The organism is Pseudomonas sp. PB120, from assembly GCF_009761815.1.
GTDB lineage: Bacteria > Pseudomonadota > Gammaproteobacteria > Pseudomonadales > Pseudomonadaceae > Aquipseudomonas.
In genome coordinates this window covers 1-18,017 of the sequence record NZ_RWIN01000150.1, presented here as the reverse complement: position 1 = coordinate 18,017, position 18,017 = coordinate 1, and the positions used below count along the sequence as shown (strand labels likewise).

13 protein-coding genes are annotated in these 18,017 nt (G+C 63.3%); 2 read left to right on the top strand and 11 right to left on the bottom strand.

What is annotated here, in order from left to right; all coding sequences use genetic code 11:
• Positions 1-230: 230 nt before the first annotated feature.
• The 11 genes from EJA72_RS27700 to EJA72_RS27650 form a co-directional block, all read right to left on the bottom strand.
• Positions 231-1,064, bottom strand: a complete 834-nt coding sequence (locus tag EJA72_RS27700; protein WP_157715053.1) for an SDR family NAD(P)-dependent oxidoreductase — start codon at positions 1,062-1,064, stop codon at positions 231-233.
• Between the two features lie 11 nt (positions 1,065-1,075).
• The gene (locus EJA72_RS27695) at positions 1,076-1,843 is read right to left on the bottom strand and encodes an SDR family oxidoreductase (RefSeq protein WP_157715052.1); all 768 of its coding nucleotides are present in this window, start codon (positions 1,841-1,843) and stop codon (positions 1,076-1,078) included.
• A 468-nt stretch (positions 1,844-2,311) separates the two neighbouring features.
• On the bottom strand, positions 2,312-3,547 hold the full coding sequence (locus tag EJA72_RS27690; protein ID WP_157715051.1) for a helix-turn-helix transcriptional regulator: 1,236 nt from the start codon (positions 3,545-3,547) through the stop codon (positions 2,312-2,314).
• A 162-nt stretch (positions 3,548-3,709) separates the two neighbouring features.
• Positions 3,710-6,133, bottom strand: coding sequence for an RND family transporter (locus EJA72_RS27685; protein ID WP_157715050.1), 2,424 nt, complete (start codon positions 6,131-6,133; stop codon positions 3,710-3,712).
• A 14-nt stretch (positions 6,134-6,147) separates the two neighbouring features.
• The gene (locus EJA72_RS27680; protein WP_157715049.1) at positions 6,148-7,134 is read right to left on the bottom strand and encodes a YCF48-related protein; all 987 of its coding nucleotides are present in this window, start codon (positions 7,132-7,134) and stop codon (positions 6,148-6,150) included.
• A 603-nt stretch (positions 7,135-7,737) separates the two neighbouring features.
• The gene (locus tag EJA72_RS27675; RefSeq protein ID WP_157715048.1) at positions 7,738-8,688 is read right to left on the bottom strand and encodes an OB-fold domain-containing protein; all 951 of its coding nucleotides are present in this window, start codon (positions 8,686-8,688) and stop codon (positions 7,738-7,740) included.
• 4 nt (positions 8,689-8,692) lie between these two features.
• Positions 8,693-9,904: a thiolase family protein gene (locus EJA72_RS27670; protein ID WP_157715047.1), complete on the bottom strand. Its 1,212-nt coding sequence runs from the start codon at positions 9,902-9,904 to the stop codon at positions 8,693-8,695.
• Positions 9,905-9,996: 92 nt separating this feature from the next.
• Entirely contained in the window at positions 9,997-11,667 is a 1,671-nt protein-coding gene (locus tag EJA72_RS27665) for a DUF1302 family protein (protein ID WP_178129612.1), read from the bottom strand.
• 67 nt (positions 11,668-11,734) lie between these two features.
• Positions 11,735-12,820: an MBL fold metallo-hydrolase gene (locus EJA72_RS27660; RefSeq protein ID WP_157715046.1), complete on the bottom strand. Its 1,086-nt coding sequence runs from the start codon at positions 12,818-12,820 to the stop codon at positions 11,735-11,737.
• Positions 12,817-14,664, bottom strand: coding sequence for a long-chain-acyl-CoA synthetase (locus tag EJA72_RS27655; RefSeq protein WP_157715045.1), 1,848 nt, complete (start codon positions 14,662-14,664; stop codon positions 12,817-12,819). Before EJA72_RS27655 ends, EJA72_RS27660 begins: the two co-directional genes overlap by 4 nt.
• Complete coding sequence (locus EJA72_RS27650) at positions 14,661-15,746, bottom strand: alkene reductase (protein WP_157715044.1); 1,086 nt, start codon at positions 15,744-15,746, stop codon at positions 14,661-14,663. Before EJA72_RS27650 ends, EJA72_RS27655 begins: the two co-directional genes overlap by 4 nt.
• 256 nt (positions 15,747-16,002) lie before the next feature.
• Between EJA72_RS27650 and EJA72_RS27645 the strand changes: the two genes are divergently transcribed.
• A complete protein-coding gene (locus EJA72_RS27645; protein WP_178129611.1) occupies positions 16,003-17,331 on the top strand; it encodes an MFS transporter in 1,329 nt (442 codons plus the stop codon).
• A 69-nt stretch (positions 17,332-17,400) separates the two neighbouring features.
• Positions 17,401-17,835, top strand: a complete 435-nt coding sequence (locus EJA72_RS27640; RefSeq protein WP_157715043.1) for a nuclear transport factor 2 family protein — start codon at positions 17,401-17,403, stop codon at positions 17,833-17,835.
• The last annotated feature ends 182 nt before the right edge of the window (positions 17,836-18,017 follow it).

Here is an 18,017-nt window from a genome sequence, read left to right as displayed (position 1 = left end):
GGCGGGCCCACGGAGCAGGACCGGAGCGAGGGCATGCCGAGCCTAGGCGAGGCACCGAACGAAAGGGGCAAGAGCGCTTGGTTACTTGGCGCTTTTCCAAGTGACTCGCCGTAAGGGCGAAACCAATAGCGGCCGTTACCGCAGGAATGGATATGTACACCACAAAATCATAGCCGCCTGACCCACCGCCATTGCGAGCAGGCTCACTCCCACAAGCGCCCCCAAAAAGCCTAACGCCAATCCGCCACAATCCCATGCGCCAACGCAAACGACTGCGCCGCAATCGTCCGACGCTGAAACTCCGGCGCCTGCTCGGCCGTCGCCAGCCACAACATCACCGCCGCCGGAACCTCAGGCGGAGCAACGCCAGAACGCAACGCCAGCAAGCCTTTGTCCCCAATGGTGGCCTTGAGCGCCTCAGTCGTCACCACCCCCGGATTGAGGGTATAAGCACACACCCCGGCATGACCCAACTCCGTCGTCAGCACCCCGGACAACCGCGACACCGCCGCCTTGCCCGCGCCATACGCATACCCCCAGCCACCCTTGCCCGCCGCCACTGGCGGATCACTTTCACCGGCGCCGGAAGTGACATTGATCACCACCCCGCCCCCGCGCGCCACCATGTGTTCGGTCACCGCCCGGGTCAGCAGGAAGGGCGTCAGGATGTAACCCTTGAACATCCGTTCCAGGGTTTGCGCTTGCAGCTCCATGAACCCGGCGTTGAGGTCGCTGCCCTGATAGATCGCATTGTTGATCAGCACGTCGATGCGCCCGTACTCGGCCAGTACCGCCTCGCAGGCATCCAGCGCCGAGGCACTGTCGAGCAGGTCCATCGGCACCACGAGCACTCGGCAACCCAGCTCGCGCAACGCCTCAGCGGTGCCGTTGAGGCTGCCGGCCAGCGGCGCTCCGGCGGCATCGCGCAAGGCGTGTTCATGGTGCTCGCCCTCGTTGAGGGTGCGGGCACTGATCGCCAGGTCGAAACCGGCACGGGCGAACGCCAATGCCGCCTCGCGGCCAATCCCCCGGCTGGCGCCCGTGATGAAAGCCACTTTGTTCATGCCGATTCCTTTTAGAAGCGCGAGGCGCGGACCATGGCGTCCATGCCGCCATCGACGAACACCACGCTGCCGTGGACGAAGGAGGCTTGCGGCGACTGCAGGAAAGCCACCACTGCGGCGAGCTCATCCGGTCGACCGGAGCGGCCCAGGGGCGCGACGAAATCACGCGTGGCCTGGCCAAAGCGCGGATCTTCCAGCGACGCCTGGTGCAGCGGCGTGGCGACCGCGCCCGGCGCGACCACGTTCAAGCGCACGCCCAGCTTGCCCCAGCTCACCGCCAGATCGCGGGCGTAGTGGCTGACCGCGTACTTGGACGCGGCATAGGCATGATGAGGATGAGCGAGGTCGTCGGCCAACTGCAGCGCCAGGGCCTCATCGCCCGCGAGCATGGCTTCGACCATCGGCTGGCCATCCGGACCCGAATGCGTCGCCGCCACCGAGCCTATCACCAGTGCCGCCGGCTGTTCGCTCTTGGCCAACGCCCCTTGCAGGCCGGCCAGCAATTGACTGACGCCGAAATAGTTGACCGCCAGAATCACCGAGCAGGACGGCGCCGTGACACCGACCCCGGCGCAACAGATCAGCCCGTCGAGCACGCCGTCACACTGTTCCAGCACCTGTGCGATGGCGGCGTTACGTCCTTGAGCGGTGGACAGGTTGGCGATCACTTCAGCGTCGCTGCGATCGATGCCGATGACCTGGTGGCCGGCGGCGCGCATGGCGGCGGCGACGGCGGCACCGATTCCCGAGGCGCTACCGGTGATGGCTGTAATGGGCATAGTGGTTCTCCGTGATAGGTAGGCCCAGTATCGACAGGGCGAACGCGGAGCGGCATCGTCTATGCGGACTAAAAACTGTAGGAGCGAGCCTGCTCGCGATGGACTTCAACGATAACGCGGGCTGCCTGAATGCCCGCGGCGCCTGGACGTTTTTCGCGAGCAAGCTCGCTCCTACAGGGACAACTGACTGTAGGAGCGAGCTCGCTCGCGATGGTCGTCAACGATAACGCGGGCTGTCTGAATTCCCTCGGCGCCTGGACGTTTTTCGCGAGCAAGCTCGCTCCTACAGGGACAACTGACTGTAGGAGCGAGCTCGCTCGCGATGGTCGTCAACGATAACGCGGGCTGTCTGAATGCCCGCGGTGTCTGGACGTTTTTCGCGAGCAAGCTCGCTCCTACAAAGGGATAACTGACTGTAGGAGCGAGCTCGCTCGCGATGGACGTCAACGATAACGCGGGTTGTCTGGCTCAGGCCTGTCGGTAAAAAGGTTCGGCCAGTTTCAGCGGCGGCACCTTGATTTTCTCGGGCACTTTGAGCGTCAGCTTGGGTTTGCCCAAGGCCACCACGCTGTTGAGCAGGATGCGCACCAACTCGGTCTGGCGCCTCACGCCCGTCTTGGAGAAGATCGAACGCAAATGCGCCCGGGCGGTGTTGCGGCGGATGTTCAAGGCTTCGGCGGCTTCCTCCAGGGACAGGCCGTTGGTCAATTCCATGGCCAGCGCCGTCTCGGCCTTGGTCAGGTTGAACAACTGCTTGGTCACCACTTCGCTGGCCAGTGATTTGCTCGCTGCGTCGCGGATATACACCAGCGCCGCCGGCTGGCCCTTCTCCTCTGCCCAGTCCAGAGATGGGATCGATTCGACCACCACGCCGAGATTGACCAGCCCGGAGGGGCGTGTCACCGACATGGCTTCGGCATTCTTCGGCGCATCCGGGGAGAACGCGGCGCGAATCAAGCGTTGCAGCTCGCGGTTGTCGCTGGGATAGGTCGCTTCGAGGCGCCCGCCCACCAGTTTCAGGCCATCGGACTGGGCGAGGATTTCCTGGGCCACCGGGTTGATCTGCAACACGCTACCGCTCTCGTCGAGTACCAGCGTGGCCACCGACAAGCGACTGATGGCCTGGGAATACAACTCGGTCAGCGAGACGCTGCGATCCAGCAGATTATGCATCTGCAACGCCCGACGCAGATGCGGCAGGAACATCGCGCACAGTGCCCGCTCGTTGGCGCAAAAGTTAATGGAACGTTTGGGCCGGGTGATGCGAAAGCGCAGCTTGCCGCCGTCCGGGGTGGAAATGTCGGCGCCCATCACATGGTAAACGTCGCTGGGGCCGCAGAAGGTCTTGAAGTAGGCGCTGTGCTCCCACTCCGACGAACTCATGATGTCGTCGACAGTAAAGACATGGTCCAGCGGCTGGCCGGCGAACGGCGTGTAGGTCTGCGGATAGGTCATGTAGCAAACGTCACCGGCGCCTTCGATATCGCCGGCGATGATCATCAGGCCCATGTCCTGCTGATCCGGCACCCGCAGGATCAGGGTGACGAAATTGGCATCGTAAAGATGGAGGAAGCTTTTGAGGGCATGGGCCATCCGCTTCGGATCCAGGGCGCCGTCATAGATTTCGCCCACCAACTCGCTATAACGGGTGAGGTCCAGGCCCAGGCTCTCCAGGACTTCGTTATTCAAGACAACGTCTTGCATAGTCTTCTCCTCGCGCGGGTAAGGACTACGTCCTTCCCTTATTATTTTTATAATTTTGGCTGGGGGGAACTCAGGGTTCCCCCTCTTGACTGCAACTTGCCTGCGTCTCAGTGTCCCTGTCGTCAGCGCCCTCCACAAGAGGCTCGACAGCTTTATTTACCGCTATTGAGCATCACGCGCGGCAGGGCTTTTTTTCAGCTGGAACTGACCCTGTGCGACCGTGGGTTTACGTACTCGTTGAGTGACCAGCGGTCGCCCGCGATTGAACCAGGCCGCCAGCGCCGGCAGCAGGAAGATCGCTCCCAGCACGTTGACCAGGAACATAAACGACAGCAACACGCCCATGTCGGCCTGGAACTTCAGTGGTGCAAACGCCCAGGTGCAGACGCCGATGGACATGGTCACCGCCGTGAACACCGCCGCCGTGCCGCGTTGGCACATGGCTTCATAAAACGCTTCACGCAGGTTGGCGCCCCGCAGCATTTCGTGCTGGATACGCTCGTACAGGTAAATGCCGTAGTCGACCCCTACCCCCACGCCCAACGCCATCACCGGCAACGTGGCGACTTTCAGGCCGATGCCAAGCAGGGTCATCAGGGCGTTGCACAGGATGGCAACAATCGCCAGCGGCACCAGAATGCACAGTACCGCGCGGATTGACAGGAAGGTCAGCCAGCAAAACAGCGCCACCGAACCAAACAGCGCCCCGAGCATGATGACTTCCGCGCGCTTGACGGCTTCGTTGGACGCCGCCATTACCCCGACGTTGCCGCCGGCCAGGAGGAACTCTGCTTGTGGCGAATTGACCTCGGCAATGATCCGTTTGGCTTCGTTGATCGCATGGGCCACGGTGCTGCCTTCGTGGTCGGTCAGGAACACCAGGATCTGCATCTGCTGGCAGCCGTCGGTCACCAGGCCGTCATCCGGAATATAGGCGCGCGCGCCCTGGCTCAGGCCACGGGAGGAACCCGGAATCGCCGCCCAGCGTGGATTGCCTTCGTTGTTGCCGGCGATCACCCGCTTGCCCATGTCCGCCACGCTCTGGATCGATTGCACGCCAGTGACCGTGCGCATGCGGAAATCGAAAGCTTCCACCGCTCGCATCACGGCTGGCGACAGGCAGCCTTCGTCGACGCCTTTGACCTGGACGAACACCGACATCACATCGAGGCCGATGGCGTAGCTGCCGATGATTTTGGCGTTGTCCTGGTTGTAGCGCGAATCGGCTCTTAGCTCCGGCGCACCGGCGCCGATATCGCCCACCGCCAGGTCACGTGCCTTGTAGGCCCCGGCCAACAGCAGCAACAGGCTGATCGCAAACACCCCGAGGGCCGGCCCCGGTTCGGCCAGCGCCGACAGACGCCACCACAGGCGATGCTTGCCTTCCGGCCGGGTTTGCGCCCGGCGCAACAGAGCCGGTTCCAGGCGCAGGTAGGAAATGATGATCGGCAGCATCAGTTTGTTGGTGATGATCATCAGCATCACGCCGATGCACGCCGTCACCCCCAGTTCGTGGACGATGGGAATGTCGATCAGCATGATCACCGCGAACCCCAGGGCGTTCATCAGCAAGGCCAGGGAACCCGGGATGAAAATCTTGCAGAACGCCGAGCGTGCCGCGTCTCTGGAACTGCTGCCGGCCAACACGTCCTGCTTCCAGGCGTTGGTCATCTGCACCGCATGGGACACGCCGATGGAGAAGATCAGGAACGGCACCAGAATCGACATCGGGTCGATGCCCAACCCCAACAGCGGCAACAGGCCCAACAGCCAGACCACGGGAAGCAACGCCACCGCCAATGCCACCACGGTCAGGCGCAAAGAGCGGGAATACAGCCACAGCAACAACCCGGTGATCACAAAGGCCACGACAAAGAAGCCGATCACGGTGTTCAGGCCTTCGACCACATCGCCCACCAGCTTGGCGAAGCCGACGATATTGATCTCGATGTCCGGGCTGTTGTACTTGGCGCGGATGTCTTCCAGGCGCTTGGCGATGTCGACATAGGAGACGGGCTTGCCGGTCACCGGGTCGGTGTCCTGCAGGTCGGCGCGGACCATGGCCGACTTCAGGTCGTTGGCCACCAGACGGCCGACTTGCCCCGAGGCCGCCGTGTTGCTGCGCACTTGCGCCAGGTCTGCGGCGGTGCCGCTGAAACGCGGTGGCACCACCACGTCGCCAAAGAAGCCTTCCTCGGTGATTTCGATGTAGCGCACGTTCGCGGTAAAGAGCGATGTCACGCTGGGGCGGCTGACCCCGGAGATGAAAAACACATCGTCAGTGACTTTGCGCAGAGTCTCCAGGTACTCGTTGTTGTAGATGTCGCCCTCGCCCTTCCAGTGCACGCTGACCAGCAGCCGGTTGGCCCCGGTGAAGTAACGGCTGAATTTGAGAAAGTTGACCATGTACGCATGGGTCACCGGGATCTGCTTGTTGAAGCCCGGGTCCAGTTGCGTGTGCGTCGCGCTGTAGCCCAGGCCCACGGTGACCAGGATAAACAGTGCCAGCAGCCCCTTGCGCCAGGCCATCAAGTGGTCGGCGCATGTGTCGACGCAGCGCGTCACCCAGTGTTTATCTTGATTCATTGCCCGCCTCTCATTTACTGGGTGGCCTGTGTGGCCGCTAGGGCAGCCACGCTGCCACTTGAACCTTGCAATACGCCGCGCTCGCCGCCGACCAGAAGGCGTGAGCCCACCATCGTCGCCGAGGTCAACGTGCCCAGCCCGGACAGGCGGCCGACGCCGACCAACGCGCCCTGTGCATCCAGGCGCACCACCGAGCTGCCGGCGCCGACGATCACGATGCCGGTGTGATCCGGCAGTACCACATGGCCGTACAGCGGTAATTGATTGCCGACGTTTACCGGGGTCCAGCTGTCGCCGAAGTCGTGGCTGACAAACACATGCCCGCGCATGCCGTAGGTCACCCAGTTGTCCGCGCTCAGGCGCACGATGCCGAACAGCGAGCCGCTGTAGAACGGCGGCAGGGTTTGCCAGTGCTGCCCGGCATCGTCAGTGCGCAGTACCAGGCCCTGCTCGCCCACCAACATGCGACGACCGTCGCTGCCGCCGGCCATGCTGTTGAGGTGCGCACTGTCGATATCCAGGGTTTGCGGGGCCCATGTCTGGCCGGCGTCGGCGGATTGATAGAACTTGCCAAAACTGCCGAAGGCCATGACCTTGTCGCCACCACCGGTCCAGATGCCGAGCAGCGGTTCGCCCAGATCGGCGTCGTAACGTATTTCCTGCCAGGTGCTGCCGGCGTCCATGGAACGCAGGATCCAGCCGTCATGCCCGACGGCCAGCAAGCGCTTGTCGTCCAGGGCCACCACGGCAGTCAGGGTCGCGTTACGCTGAGTGGCGACGGTCGCGGGTTGCCAGCTGACGCCTTGGTCATCGCTGAGCAGGATGCTGCCGCGCTCACCCACGGCGACCACGCGCGAGCCAAGATTGAGCAGGCCGTTGATCTGCACCCGATCCGGGCGCGTGGCCAGCAACTCGGTTTGAGGCGCGGTTTTGGGGGAAAAGGTGTAGCCAATGGTCAGGGCGACCACCAGGCAAACCAGGTAACCGATTACCGAGCGCATGAGCAACGCTCCTGTTCGGGGCACGCGTACATAGGGCAGGTCATAGGGCCAATCCTCTTGTTCTTGTCAGGCGCCGAGGCATGCGAGGTACGCGAAATAAGCGTTGCCTCGAGGGGAATAGTCGGGGGTAGGTGTGTTTCAGACATCGTCCAAATGGCTTATGGAATGGCGCAGATGGCTTGGGGGGTGGTCTTGTTGCGGGGATGTATCCACTCCCCTCTGTGGGAGTCAGCCTGCTGGCGATGGGCGTTGAGACAACGCGATCATCCAGACAGGGCGCGTTATCGTTGAAGTCCATCGCCAGCAGGCTGGCTCCCACAGGGGTTGTGGTGGTCAGGCGTAACCAAGGGCTCTTGCCCCTTTCGTTCGGTGCCTCGCTCCGGCCTTACGAGGGGGCGAACACCGCAACAGGGCCGCGAGGCGGCCTGACAGCCGACCGGTTTTTTGCGGATGTGCCTGGTTCCAAAATGTGGGAGCCAGCCTGCTGGCGATGGGCGTAGAGACAACGCGGTCATCCAGACAGCCCGCGTCATCGTTGACGTACATCGCCAGCAGGCTGGCTCCCACAAGGGCAGGCATTTCCCATGTAGGAGCGAATGGCGGTCAGGCGAGGTAGAGGATCACCAGGTCGTTGATCACCGACGGTCGGTCCTGGCCCACCACGTGGGTGGTCAGTTCCAGGGTCAACTGGGTGCCGCGGGACGAGATATCGACTTTTTTCACCCGTGCCCGCGAATGGATGCGCGAGCCGGCCGGTACCGGTGCCGGGAAGCGCAGGCGGTCGGAGCCGTAGTTGATCTGGGTGCTGAAACCGGTGATCTCGAAGCCCAGCGCCATTTTCATCCGTGACTGCAGCACCTGCACCAGTGCGCCATGGGCGATGGTGCCGCCGAACGGGCTTTGCAGGCGCGCGCGTTCCGGGTCGGTGTGGATCCAGTAATCGTCGCCCGACAACTGGGCAAACGCGTCGATCAGGGCCTGGTCGACTACCACGACGTTGCTCCAGTCGCTGTACTGCTCACTGACCAGGGACTGCAACGCCGCCTCGTCGTTGAGGTCGATCTGCCGGGCAGCCGGCTGTTCCGAAGCCGCCGGTGCCGGCTCGCTGTCCTGCGCGGGCGGCAGTTCGAGGCTCGCGGCATCCTTGTCCACGCCGGTGAAGCGCAACAGACGATTGCCCTTGGCATCGACTTCGGCGAACACAGGCTGCAATGGCATGCCGATGCGAATTTCATCTTCGGCCAGGCCGACCAGGTTGGTGTTGATACGCACGCCCTGGGCCAGTTCGACCACCGCCAGTTTCTGCGGCATTTCATCCATGAAGTCGGGCAACGTGGCGATGCGCGTCACGGTGTAGCTGTACAGCGTCGCGGCGCCGTCGACTTCGCGCCAGGCCAGGTCATGCTCCAGGCAGACCGTGCAATGCCGGCGCGGGTAGAAATTCCAGTGGTCGCAGGCGTTGCATTGCTGGATCAACAGGCGGCGAGCCTTCAGGCCCTCCCAGAACGGTGCGGAAATCTGCGTCGGGACCGGCATCGGTTTGTTGTTGGACATGTGTTTATGCTCCCTGAAGTATCAATGCGCCCTGCTCACTCATCACGCCGCCGGTGCCGGAGACGTAGACGTTGTCGCAGCGCCCCAGTTGCCGCTCACCGGCCGCGCCCGAGATCTGCGTCACCGCCTCGATCACCTGGCTCATGCCGCCGGCCGAGGCCGACTGACCGAAACTGAGTTGCCCACCGTGGGTGTTCATCGGGAAATCGCCACGCCAGGTCAGGTCGTGCTCGCGCACGAACGCCATGCCCTCGCCCTTGGCGCAGAAACCAGCGTCTTCCAGGGTCAGCAAGGTGGTGATGGTGTAGCAGTCGTAGATCTGCGCCGCGTGCATGTCCGTTGGCTTCAGGCCGGCCATGGCGAACGCCCGCTGGGAGGCCGGGCCGATCGGGGTGTTGATCATGTCTTCGGCATAGGACGGCGACTTGAACGCCAGGTGTTCGCCAAACCCGGTAATGAAAGCCGGGCGCTTGCGGCAACGCGCCGCCACTTCCTTGCTGGTGATGATCATCGCCGCGCCACCGGCCACCGGCATCACGATCTCGAGGACGTGCAGCGGGTCGGCGACCATTTTGCTCGCCAGTACTTGCTCGATGGTCAGCGGCTGGCCATAGAACATCGCTTGCGGGTTGGCCAGCGCATTGGTGCGCTGGTCGACGGCGATCTTGGCCATCGCGCGCTGGTCGTAGTCGTATTGCGCGGCGTAGCGCTGGGCGATCATGGCGTAGCCGGTGTTCTGGCCCATGTGCCCGTAAGGCAGGTCGAATTCCGCTTCCGGTGCGCCAAACGCCGTGCTGTGTCCACCGTAGCGCATGGACCGGGCCATCCAGCTCGGGTCCTCGTCGGGGCCGAGCGGTGCCATGCGCGCCGGGATGACGCACAGCACGGCCTGACACAGGCCCAGCTCGATGGCGGCGGCAGCACGCCAGACCATGCCCACCGACGTGCAACCCCCAAGGTCCACCACTTCGGCGAAGTTCAGGCGCAGCCCCAGGTACTCGGCGGCCATGGCCGGTACAAACACCGATGCTTCATGAAAGTGCGGGCCGTTGATCACCAGCCCGTCGAGGTCCGAGGCTTTGAGCCCGGCATCACGCAACGCCTGAGCCGCCAGGTCGGCGACTTGCTCAAGGTGAAACATCTTGGGCGCGGTCGCGTATTTTTCCGGTTTGTATTGTGCGGTGCCAACAATGGCCGCATGCCCTTTGAGCCCCATAATGCCTCCCTGCCGAAGCGTTGAGCCACGGCGATTTCCAGTGGTGTTGAAGGTCCGGGCACGCTGATGCGGCCCGGTCCTTGATCGGTCGATCAGAAGGTGTATTTCATCGAGAACGTGGCGTAGTCGCGGTCGGCGAACGGACGCTGGATCGGGTCCGGTTCACCCAGGTAGGCGATGTATTTGAAGCCCAGTTCCAGGTTGCTCAGGTACTTGAAGGTCGTGCCCGCGCTCAGGCGTCGGTCGCCCTGGATGCCGGAGATGCTGCCGGCCATGGGTGTGGATCCGCTGAAGACGTCGGAGAAACTGAAGGGGACTTCCAGATCCCAGCCTTGGAAAACTCCCGGATAACTGAACGATGCGCCCACGGTGTAGGCACTGGAGGACTTGGTGCGCATGCCTGCGCTGGTGTTGTAGGTATAGTCATTGGAGGACGCCACCAAAGGAGCCACTTGAGGAATGAGGTTAAGGCCTTGCAGGTTCGGCGCGGCGGAAGCGTCGTCGACGCTGTCGACCTGCACGCGGATCACTTCGGCGGTCAGGGTGGTCTGGCTGGCCCAAGGGCGGTCGCCCAGGATGCGCATCGCCGACAATTGCATTTGCTGGCCCTTGCCCCGAGCCGGCACTGCGCCGAGGCCGGTATTGACCATCACCGGCGCACCGTCGCGGTACGACCATTCGCCACCGACTTGGTATTCGCCAATCTTGGTCGAGGCGCTGATACCGGTCAGCTTGATGTCTTCGAAGTACTTGATCCGATAACCATTGGTCGCCAGGGCGTATCGACCGCCACCGACCGCCACCGGGTCGTAACTGACCAGCGCGGTAGCCGGGTTCTTGTCGTGGTAGTTGACGTGGAACAGCGACAGTTCGACGGCGGGCACCGGGCGATAACGCACTTGCACACCCCACTGGCCGCCATCGCGCGGGTCGTCAGTGCCGCGGTAAGTGACCTTCTGCCCGTTGGCGTAGATGAACTCGCGACCCGGGCCCACCACATCGCTGGACGACAGGTAGCTGCCCACCGGCGGCAACTCGGTGCCCTTCCATTCGTATTGCACATAGGCGCCGAACGTCAGGCTCGGATTGAGGCGGTACGAACCGGAGAACTGGCCTACCGGCAACAGCACTTCCTTGACTTCAACACCCGGTTGGGAGGCTTTCACTGCGTCGGAAGGGTTCTGTACGCCGTTCACGCCCGGGTAGTACAGACTCTCGCCCCAGGATTCGATGTGGCGCCCGGCCTTGACGTCGAGCATGGTGTCGTTTTCGAAGCGCCAGCCGCTGAACACATAGGCGTCGAGCAGACGGCTGCGGCCACCGCTGTAGTAGCGGGTGTCGCTGGTGAACTCGTCGTTGCTCCCCGACTTGTTCACCGTGCGCGGTGAGTCGTTATCGTTGCTGTTGTGGTAGACGTCGTCGTAGAAGGTACTGGCGCGGACCACGGCGCCGTAGTTGTCTTTGCGCAGGATCATTTCGCCCAGCGCGCCTACGCGGTTGGTGGTCAGGCTGCCGCGATCGAAGTTGCGGTCAGCATCGTCGGCGTTGGCGTTGCCGAGCAAACGATCGCTCTGCTTGCCGGTGCGCAGACCGATGCCGTAGCTGGTCGTCACCGACCAGTCCATGGTCAACCCGTTGTCGAACTCGATCGTATCCCCGGCCCATACCGGCGTGGACACCAGCGCAATCGCCGCTGCCAGGCCGCTGACCTGAAATGCGCTCGAAACCATGACCGTAGACTTATTGTTGTTTTTGTTGATCACACTGTCTCTCCTGAAGGGCAACCGAAAGGCTGCCTGGAATGTTCAACACTGCTGCCGTGCCGCCCGCTCAGAACACCTTGAGCGGTGTAGCTGCGCACGCTCCCCTTACAGCACTCCGGTAGCGGTATCGCCCCCGGTCCTCTTCCCGCTCCAGCGACCCTTCGGCCACCAGATAGTTGGCGTGCGCCAACGTTTCGCCCAACGCCATCAGTTCGTCGAAACGACCCGACAGTTTTGGAAATAAAACGGCCATCAGTTCGAGCGCAGTTCGCGGTTCTTCACAGTTGGCCAGCACCAACGCCAGATGCGCCCGGTGATGCGCCTCCAGTTGATCCAGACGCTGATGCAAATTGAAAAAAGGTCGTTCGTGCGCCGGCAGCACCAGCACGCTGTCGGGCAAGGCACGCAAATGCTCGATGGAGTCGAGCCAGTCACGCAGCGGGTTGGCCAACGGCTCCGTGGCGTGCACGCCCACGGTGGAGGTAATGCGCGGCAGCACCTGATCACCGGAAATCAGCAAGCCGTCTTCGGCGGCATACAGACAGGCATGTTCTGGCGAGTGGCCGCGGCCGATGACCACCTGCCAGGTACGGCCACCGATGTCGAGGACACTGCCCTCACGCAGACGGCGGTAATGGTTCAGCGGCGCCGGCAGAAAATGCGCATTGCTCATCACCCCGAACATTTCGGTGCTCTGCTCGTCCGCCACGCCCGCCTTGCGGTAGAAATCGAGAAAGTCCCAGCCCGGTGGCTGATCGGCGGGAAACCGGACGTGCAACGACTGGAACTCGTGGGCAGTCATGTACACCGGGCAGTGGAAACGCTCCGACAACCAGGCGGCCACCCCGGCGTGGTCGGAGTGAAAATGGGTGCAGACCACCGCCAGCAGCGGCAGGCCTTCACACACGCCCGCCAGCACGTGGTCCCAGACTTCACGGCTCTGCTCGGTGTTCATGCCGGTGTCGACCACCACCCAACCATCGGTGTGGCGCAGCAGGTAGAGGTTGATGTGGTCCAGGCGAAACGGCAGCGGCATGCGCAGCCAGAAAACCCCTGGCGCCACTTCGAGCACCTCCCCGGCATCGGGCGCCTGCGGCCACGGATACCGCAGGCCGCCGCGCAGCTCGTGGCCGTTCGTGTCCAGATCAGTCATGGGGTCACCGCGAAAGGTGCGAGGCCGGCCCGCGCCAGTACCTCTGGCGAATAAGGCACATACGAACGGGCTTGCTCGTCGCGGATGAACAGCGGATCGGTGCAACGTTGCGGGCAGTAGCCCTGGCGCTGCAGATCGACCTTGCGCAACTTGTAGCTCGCGGTCAGGTCGGCCGCCTGGGTGACGCGCACGAACACCGGGGCTGCATAGCGCGGCAAGCGCGCGTCGGTCAGGGCGTACAGGGCGTCGGGATCGAAGGCCCGGTCCGGTTGCATCAGCACCGCAGCCATGCCGGCGCGGCCTTCATGTCCGGGGACCTGGACGCCATAGACATTGATCAATTCCAGGCCCGGCAAATCGCCCAAGGCATCCGCCACTTCCTGGGTCGACACGTTCTCGCTCTTCCAGCGATAGGTGTCGCCGATGCGGTCGACGAAGTAGCAGTAGCCGTCGGCGTCCTCGCGCAGCAAGTCGCCGGAACTCCAGTAGGCATCGCCCTCGCGCAGCACGTTGCGACGGATCTTGCTCTCGGTGGCCTCCGCCGAGGTGTAGCCCTCGAAGCGCCCGGCGCCGATGTCCGGGTGATCGACGATGAAGCCCATCGCCTCGCCAACCTCGCCCACTTCGCACAGTTGATAGAAGCCGTTTTCGTCCCGCGGGTGGCAGTCGTTTTCGACGTCGTAGCGCACCAGGCGCACGTTGGTTTTGTTCCAGTCAGGCACGCGGCCGACAGAGCCGAAATGGTTGTCGACGTTGATGATCGCGGCATTGGCCTCGGTCGCGCCCCAGCCTTCGAACACCTGGATCGGGCCGAAGCGTTCCAGCCAGCGCTGCCAGGTGTCCGGCGACAGCCCCGCACCGAGCATGCAGCGCAAGCTGTGGTCGCGGTCCCCGGCCTGCGCCGGCTGATTGAGCAAGTAGCGGCAAATCTCGCCGATGTACTGGAAGATGCTGATCTGGTGCCGCGCCACGTCTTTCCAGAATTCGCGCACGCTGAACTTGCGGCGTATCACGATGGACGCACCGACGCGCAACGCAGTGGAGGTCACCGACGTAGCGGCCGCGCCGTGGTACAGCGGCAGGCAGCAATAGAACACGTCTTCGCAAGTGACTTGCAGGGTGGGTTCCATCACATCGCCGGAGGACATCCAGCGCATGTGGCTATAGCGCGCCGCCTTGGGCAGACCGGTGGTGCCCGAGGTGAAGATCAGCAGGGTTGTCGTCTGCGCATCGATGTGAGCGCGGATATCACGGGGGAACGGTGTGCGCGGGGCTTTTTCCAGGCGCGCATCGAAATGCCCGTCCACGCTTTTTGGCAGTGCGCCGCTCCAGGGATTTTCCGCATCGCGGATCAGCCAGCACGGCAGCGACGGAAAGTCTTCGGTGGCCTGCACGTTGGCCAGGCATTCTTCGCCGACCACCAGCGCCTTGGCATCGGTGGTTTGCAACGCATGCAGCAACGGTTTGCCACTGACCTGGGTGTTGATGAACGCCACCACCACCCCGAGCTTGACCAGGCCGAACCAGGTGCTGAAAAACGCCGGACGGTTTTCCATGGCCAGGGCGCAGACATCGCCGGCGCGCAGGCCATTGGCATAAAAGGTGTGGGCCATCTGATTGGCCCGCGCATCGACCTCGGAGTAACTCAGGACCTCGTCGCCGTAGATCAGGAACGGGCGCTCGCCTCGTTCACGCGCCTGGTGTTCCAGACGGTCGGCCAGGGTATAGAGGTCACCCGGCTTGATCTGGCTGACGGCGACCGAGCGCTTGTCGAGCAGCGCCTGGGTCTGCTCGCGTGGCACGGGTGGGGTCGGCAGGAAACCGTTCAAGTCGTTGAGATTCATTGCGCCACCTCCTGGGTGATGACGGGATGGGTGGGGTAATCGGAGTAGCCAGTCGAGCCCGGCGTATAGAGGGTCTTGCGGTCGAAACCGCTCAGCGGCAGACCACGTTTGAGGCGCTCCACCAGGTCGGGGTTGGCAATAAAGTGACGACCAAACGACACAGCAGCCCCCTCGCCCGACGCGAGCGCGGCACTGGCCGAAGGGCCGTCGAAACCATCGTTGAGAATCAGGGCATGCGGGCTGTGTTGCCGCGCGAGGGCGAAGGCGTCGAGGTCGCTCAACGGTGAACGCATGATGTGCAGGTAAGCGAGGCCCAACGGCGCCACGGCTTCGCACAAGGCTGCGGCCGTGGCCGCCGGATCACGGTCGTCGATGTCGTTGTACGGGTTTCCCGGGCACAGGCGAAAGCCGACCCGCCCGGCACCGATGGCACCGGCCATGGCCTCGATCACTTCCTTGGCAAAACGCACCCGCCCCGCCGCATCACCGCCATAGGCGTCGTCGCGCTGGTTACTGCCGGCGGCCATGAATTGCATCGGCAGGTAGCCGCTGGTGCAGTGCAGCTCGACGCCGTCGAAACCGGCCAGGCGCGCATTCAATGCCGCCCGGCGATAGTCTTCGATCACTTCGCCGATGCCTTGCAGGGTCAGCGCTTGTGGCGCATCGGTGTCCACCAGGCCCGCCACGTCGCTGAATACCTGGGTCCGGGCACGCAGCGCCGAAGGGGCTACCGTGGCCGCACCCGCCGGCTTGTTGTGCTGGCTGGCGGCGCGACCGACGTGCATCAATTGCAGCACGATGCGTCCGCCTTCGGCATGCACGGCCTCGGTGACCTGCCGCCAACCGGCGATCTGCTCGCTGCTGTAGATGGCCGGCGTACGGCAATAGCCCAGGCCACTGGCAGACGGCGCGGTGCCTTCGGCGACGATCAACCCGGCACCGGCACGCTGACGGTAGTACTCGACCATGTCGCTGCCGGGCACCGCATCGGCAAGAGCGCGGCTGCGCGTCATGGGAGCCATGACGATGCGGTTGGCCAGTTGCAGCTCGCCCAGGGCGACCGGCTCGAACAAGACGCTCATTTCAATACCTCAGCTTCTTATTGTTTTCAGGCTGTCGGGGGACTTGCCGCCAGGTGGGCAAGCACTGACACGCCAGCGAATATGGGCTGAATGATTGACGTTGAACGCGAGCGAAACATCGTCCGACAAGACTAGGTTCGCTATCCTTTGCGCCGGCTCACGCGCAGCGGCAAAAGATGGTCTGAATGGACGATGAAAAAAATGCCACGCGCACTGAGCATTCCCATCAACTAAAACAAAACCGGGAGCACCCGCAGTGAACCATTCCCCCCCCGTGACATGGCGAACGCACTACGCGCTGTTCGTGCTCGCCAGCATCTACGTGTTCAATTACATCGACCGACAATTGATGGCGATCCTGATCGAGCCGGTGAAGCTTGAATTCGGGATCAGCGATACCGAAATCGGCCTGCTCTCGGGGGTGACTTTCGCCGTCTTCTACACCGTGTTCGGCTTCCCGATGGGGCGTCTGTCGGACCGTGTCGGGCGCAAGCCAGTCATTGCTTTCAGCTGCATTGCCTGGAGCCTGATGACCATGCTCTGCGGCATGGCCGGCAGCTTTCTGACCCTGGTCATGGCGCGCGTCGGCGTGGCCGTTGGTGAAGCCGGCGGCACGGCGCCGTCGGTGGCCATGGTGTCCGATCTGTACCCGGCCAGTCGTCGTTCCACCGCGTTGTCGGTGCTGATGCTGGGTTCCAGCCTGGGCGCGATTGTGGGCCTCGGACTGGGCGGCTGGATTGCCCAGCACCACGGCTGGCGCTATGCGTTCCTGCTGATCGGTGCACCGGGCATATTCCTTGGTTTGCTGCTGTTACTGACCGTCCGCGCGCCCAAGCGCGTCGCGCCGCTGGGCATTGTCGCGCCCCAACAGGACGGCTGGCTGCAAACCCTGGTCGAGCTGTTTCGCATGCCGTCGTTCCTGTTGCTGGTACTGGCTGGCGGTGCGGCGGCCATCGCCGGTTACGCCATCGGCACCTGGAGCCCGAGCTTCCTGATCCGTTCCCACGGCCTCAACCTGCAACAAGCGGGCTTCTTGCTAGGCGTGGTGGGTGGCACCGGTGCGACCTTCGGCACCTTGATCTGCGGCATCCTCACCGACCGCATGTCGCGGCGCGATGCCGGCTGGCAGATCGGCGTACCGCTGCTGGGCACGCTGATCTGCATCCCCTTCGCCCTGGCCTACTTCCTCTGGCCACAAGGCACGGCCTTCCAGCTCGGCAGCATCGCCGTCCCGCAAGCGTTCCTGTTCTACAGCGCCTTTGCCTTCTTTGGCGTGTGGTGGGCAACACCCTGCCTCAGCGCCATCACTCACCTGTTCCCGGCCACACGACTGGCCCAGGCCACGTCGATTTTCCTGATGTCCATGACCCTGCTGGGCGTCGGTGTCGGGCCGTTGCTGGTGGGCATGCTCAGCGACTTTTTCGTGCCGAGAATGGGCGGTGAATCCCTGCGTTTCGCCCTCGCCTCGTCGGTGTCGATGCTGGCATTGGCCAGCGTGTTCCTGGCCCTGGCACTGCCGCGTTATCGCCAGCAAATCAACAACCCTGCCGTGCTGCCCGTCCCTGTCCGGACCGTGGCGGCCTGAACCTCTTCATCCACACACCCACGCCGCTGCAACCTTGTCTGGTTCCAGCGGCTTTTTTTCGAGGTTTTTATGAGTAGCAGCGCCGTACAGATCTGCAACCTGCTTTACCGTTACGCCGAGTGCCTGGACGCCGGGCAACTGGTCGAGGCCGCCGAGCTGTTCCGCCATGCGCGCATCAAGGTCAAAAGCCAGGGCGACCCCATCGATCACACGGCCCTGCTGGGCATCTGGCAACAACGCGTCAAGCTCTACCCCTGCGGGACACCGCGCACCAAACACGTCATCAGCAACCCGATCATCGACATCGACGAAGCGGCCGGTAGCGCGACGATCCGGTCGTATTACACGGTGCTGCAGGCGACTGATGCCCTGCCCCTCCAACCTATCGCCGCCGGGCGCTACGTGGATGAGTTCGAGTGTGTCGACGGGGTTTGGCGGTTTCGTTTTCGCGATTATTCGCAGCTGCAGATGATGGGCGACTTGAGCCAGCATTTGTTGGCGTAGATGCAATGAAGCCCGACAGGTTTGCGCCTGCCGGACTTCAATATACAGACGGGAAAACGCCTGATGTCAGTTACGCGCACCCCGTGGCGAGGGAGCTTGCTCCCGCTGGGGCGCGCAGCGGCCCAAGAAGATGGGACTGCTGCGCAGTCCAGCGGGAGCAAGCTCCCTCGCCACAATTTGAG

Coding starts and splice junctions, on each gene's coding strand:
- EJA72_RS27700 (WP_157715053.1), bottom strand. CDS start 1,064: ATGAACAAAGTGGCTTTCATCACGGGCGCCAGCCGGGGGATTGGCCGC.
- EJA72_RS27695 (WP_157715052.1), bottom strand. CDS start 1,843: ATGCCCATTACAGCCATCACCGGTAGCGCCTCGGGAATCGGTGCCGCC.
- EJA72_RS27690 (WP_157715051.1), bottom strand. CDS start 3,547: ATGCAAGACGTTGTCTTGAATAACGAAGTCCTGGAGAGCCTGGGCCTG.
- EJA72_RS27685 (WP_157715050.1), bottom strand. CDS start 6,133: ATGAATCAAGATAAACACTGGGTGACGCGCTGCGTCGACACATGCGCC.
- EJA72_RS27680 (WP_157715049.1), bottom strand. CDS start 7,134: ATGCGCTCGGTAATCGGTTACCTGGTTTGCCTGGTGGTCGCCCTGACC.
- EJA72_RS27675 (WP_157715048.1), bottom strand. CDS start 8,688: ATGTCCAACAACAAACCGATGCCGGTCCCGACGCAGATTTCCGCACCG.
- EJA72_RS27670 (WP_157715047.1), bottom strand. CDS start 9,904: ATGGGGCTCAAAGGGCATGCGGCCATTGTTGGCACCGCACAATACAAA.
- EJA72_RS27660 (WP_157715046.1), bottom strand. CDS start 12,820: ATGACTGATCTGGACACGAACGGCCACGAGCTGCGCGGCGGCCTGCGG.
- EJA72_RS27655 (WP_157715045.1), bottom strand. CDS start 14,664: ATGAATCTCAACGACTTGAACGGTTTCCTGCCGACCCCACCCGTGCCA.
- EJA72_RS27650 (WP_157715044.1), bottom strand. CDS start 15,746: ATGAGCGTCTTGTTCGAGCCGGTCGCCCTGGGCGAGCTGCAACTGGCC.
- EJA72_RS27640 (WP_157715043.1), top strand. CDS start 17,401: ATGAGTAGCAGCGCCGTACAGATCTGCAACCTGCTTTACCGTTACGCC.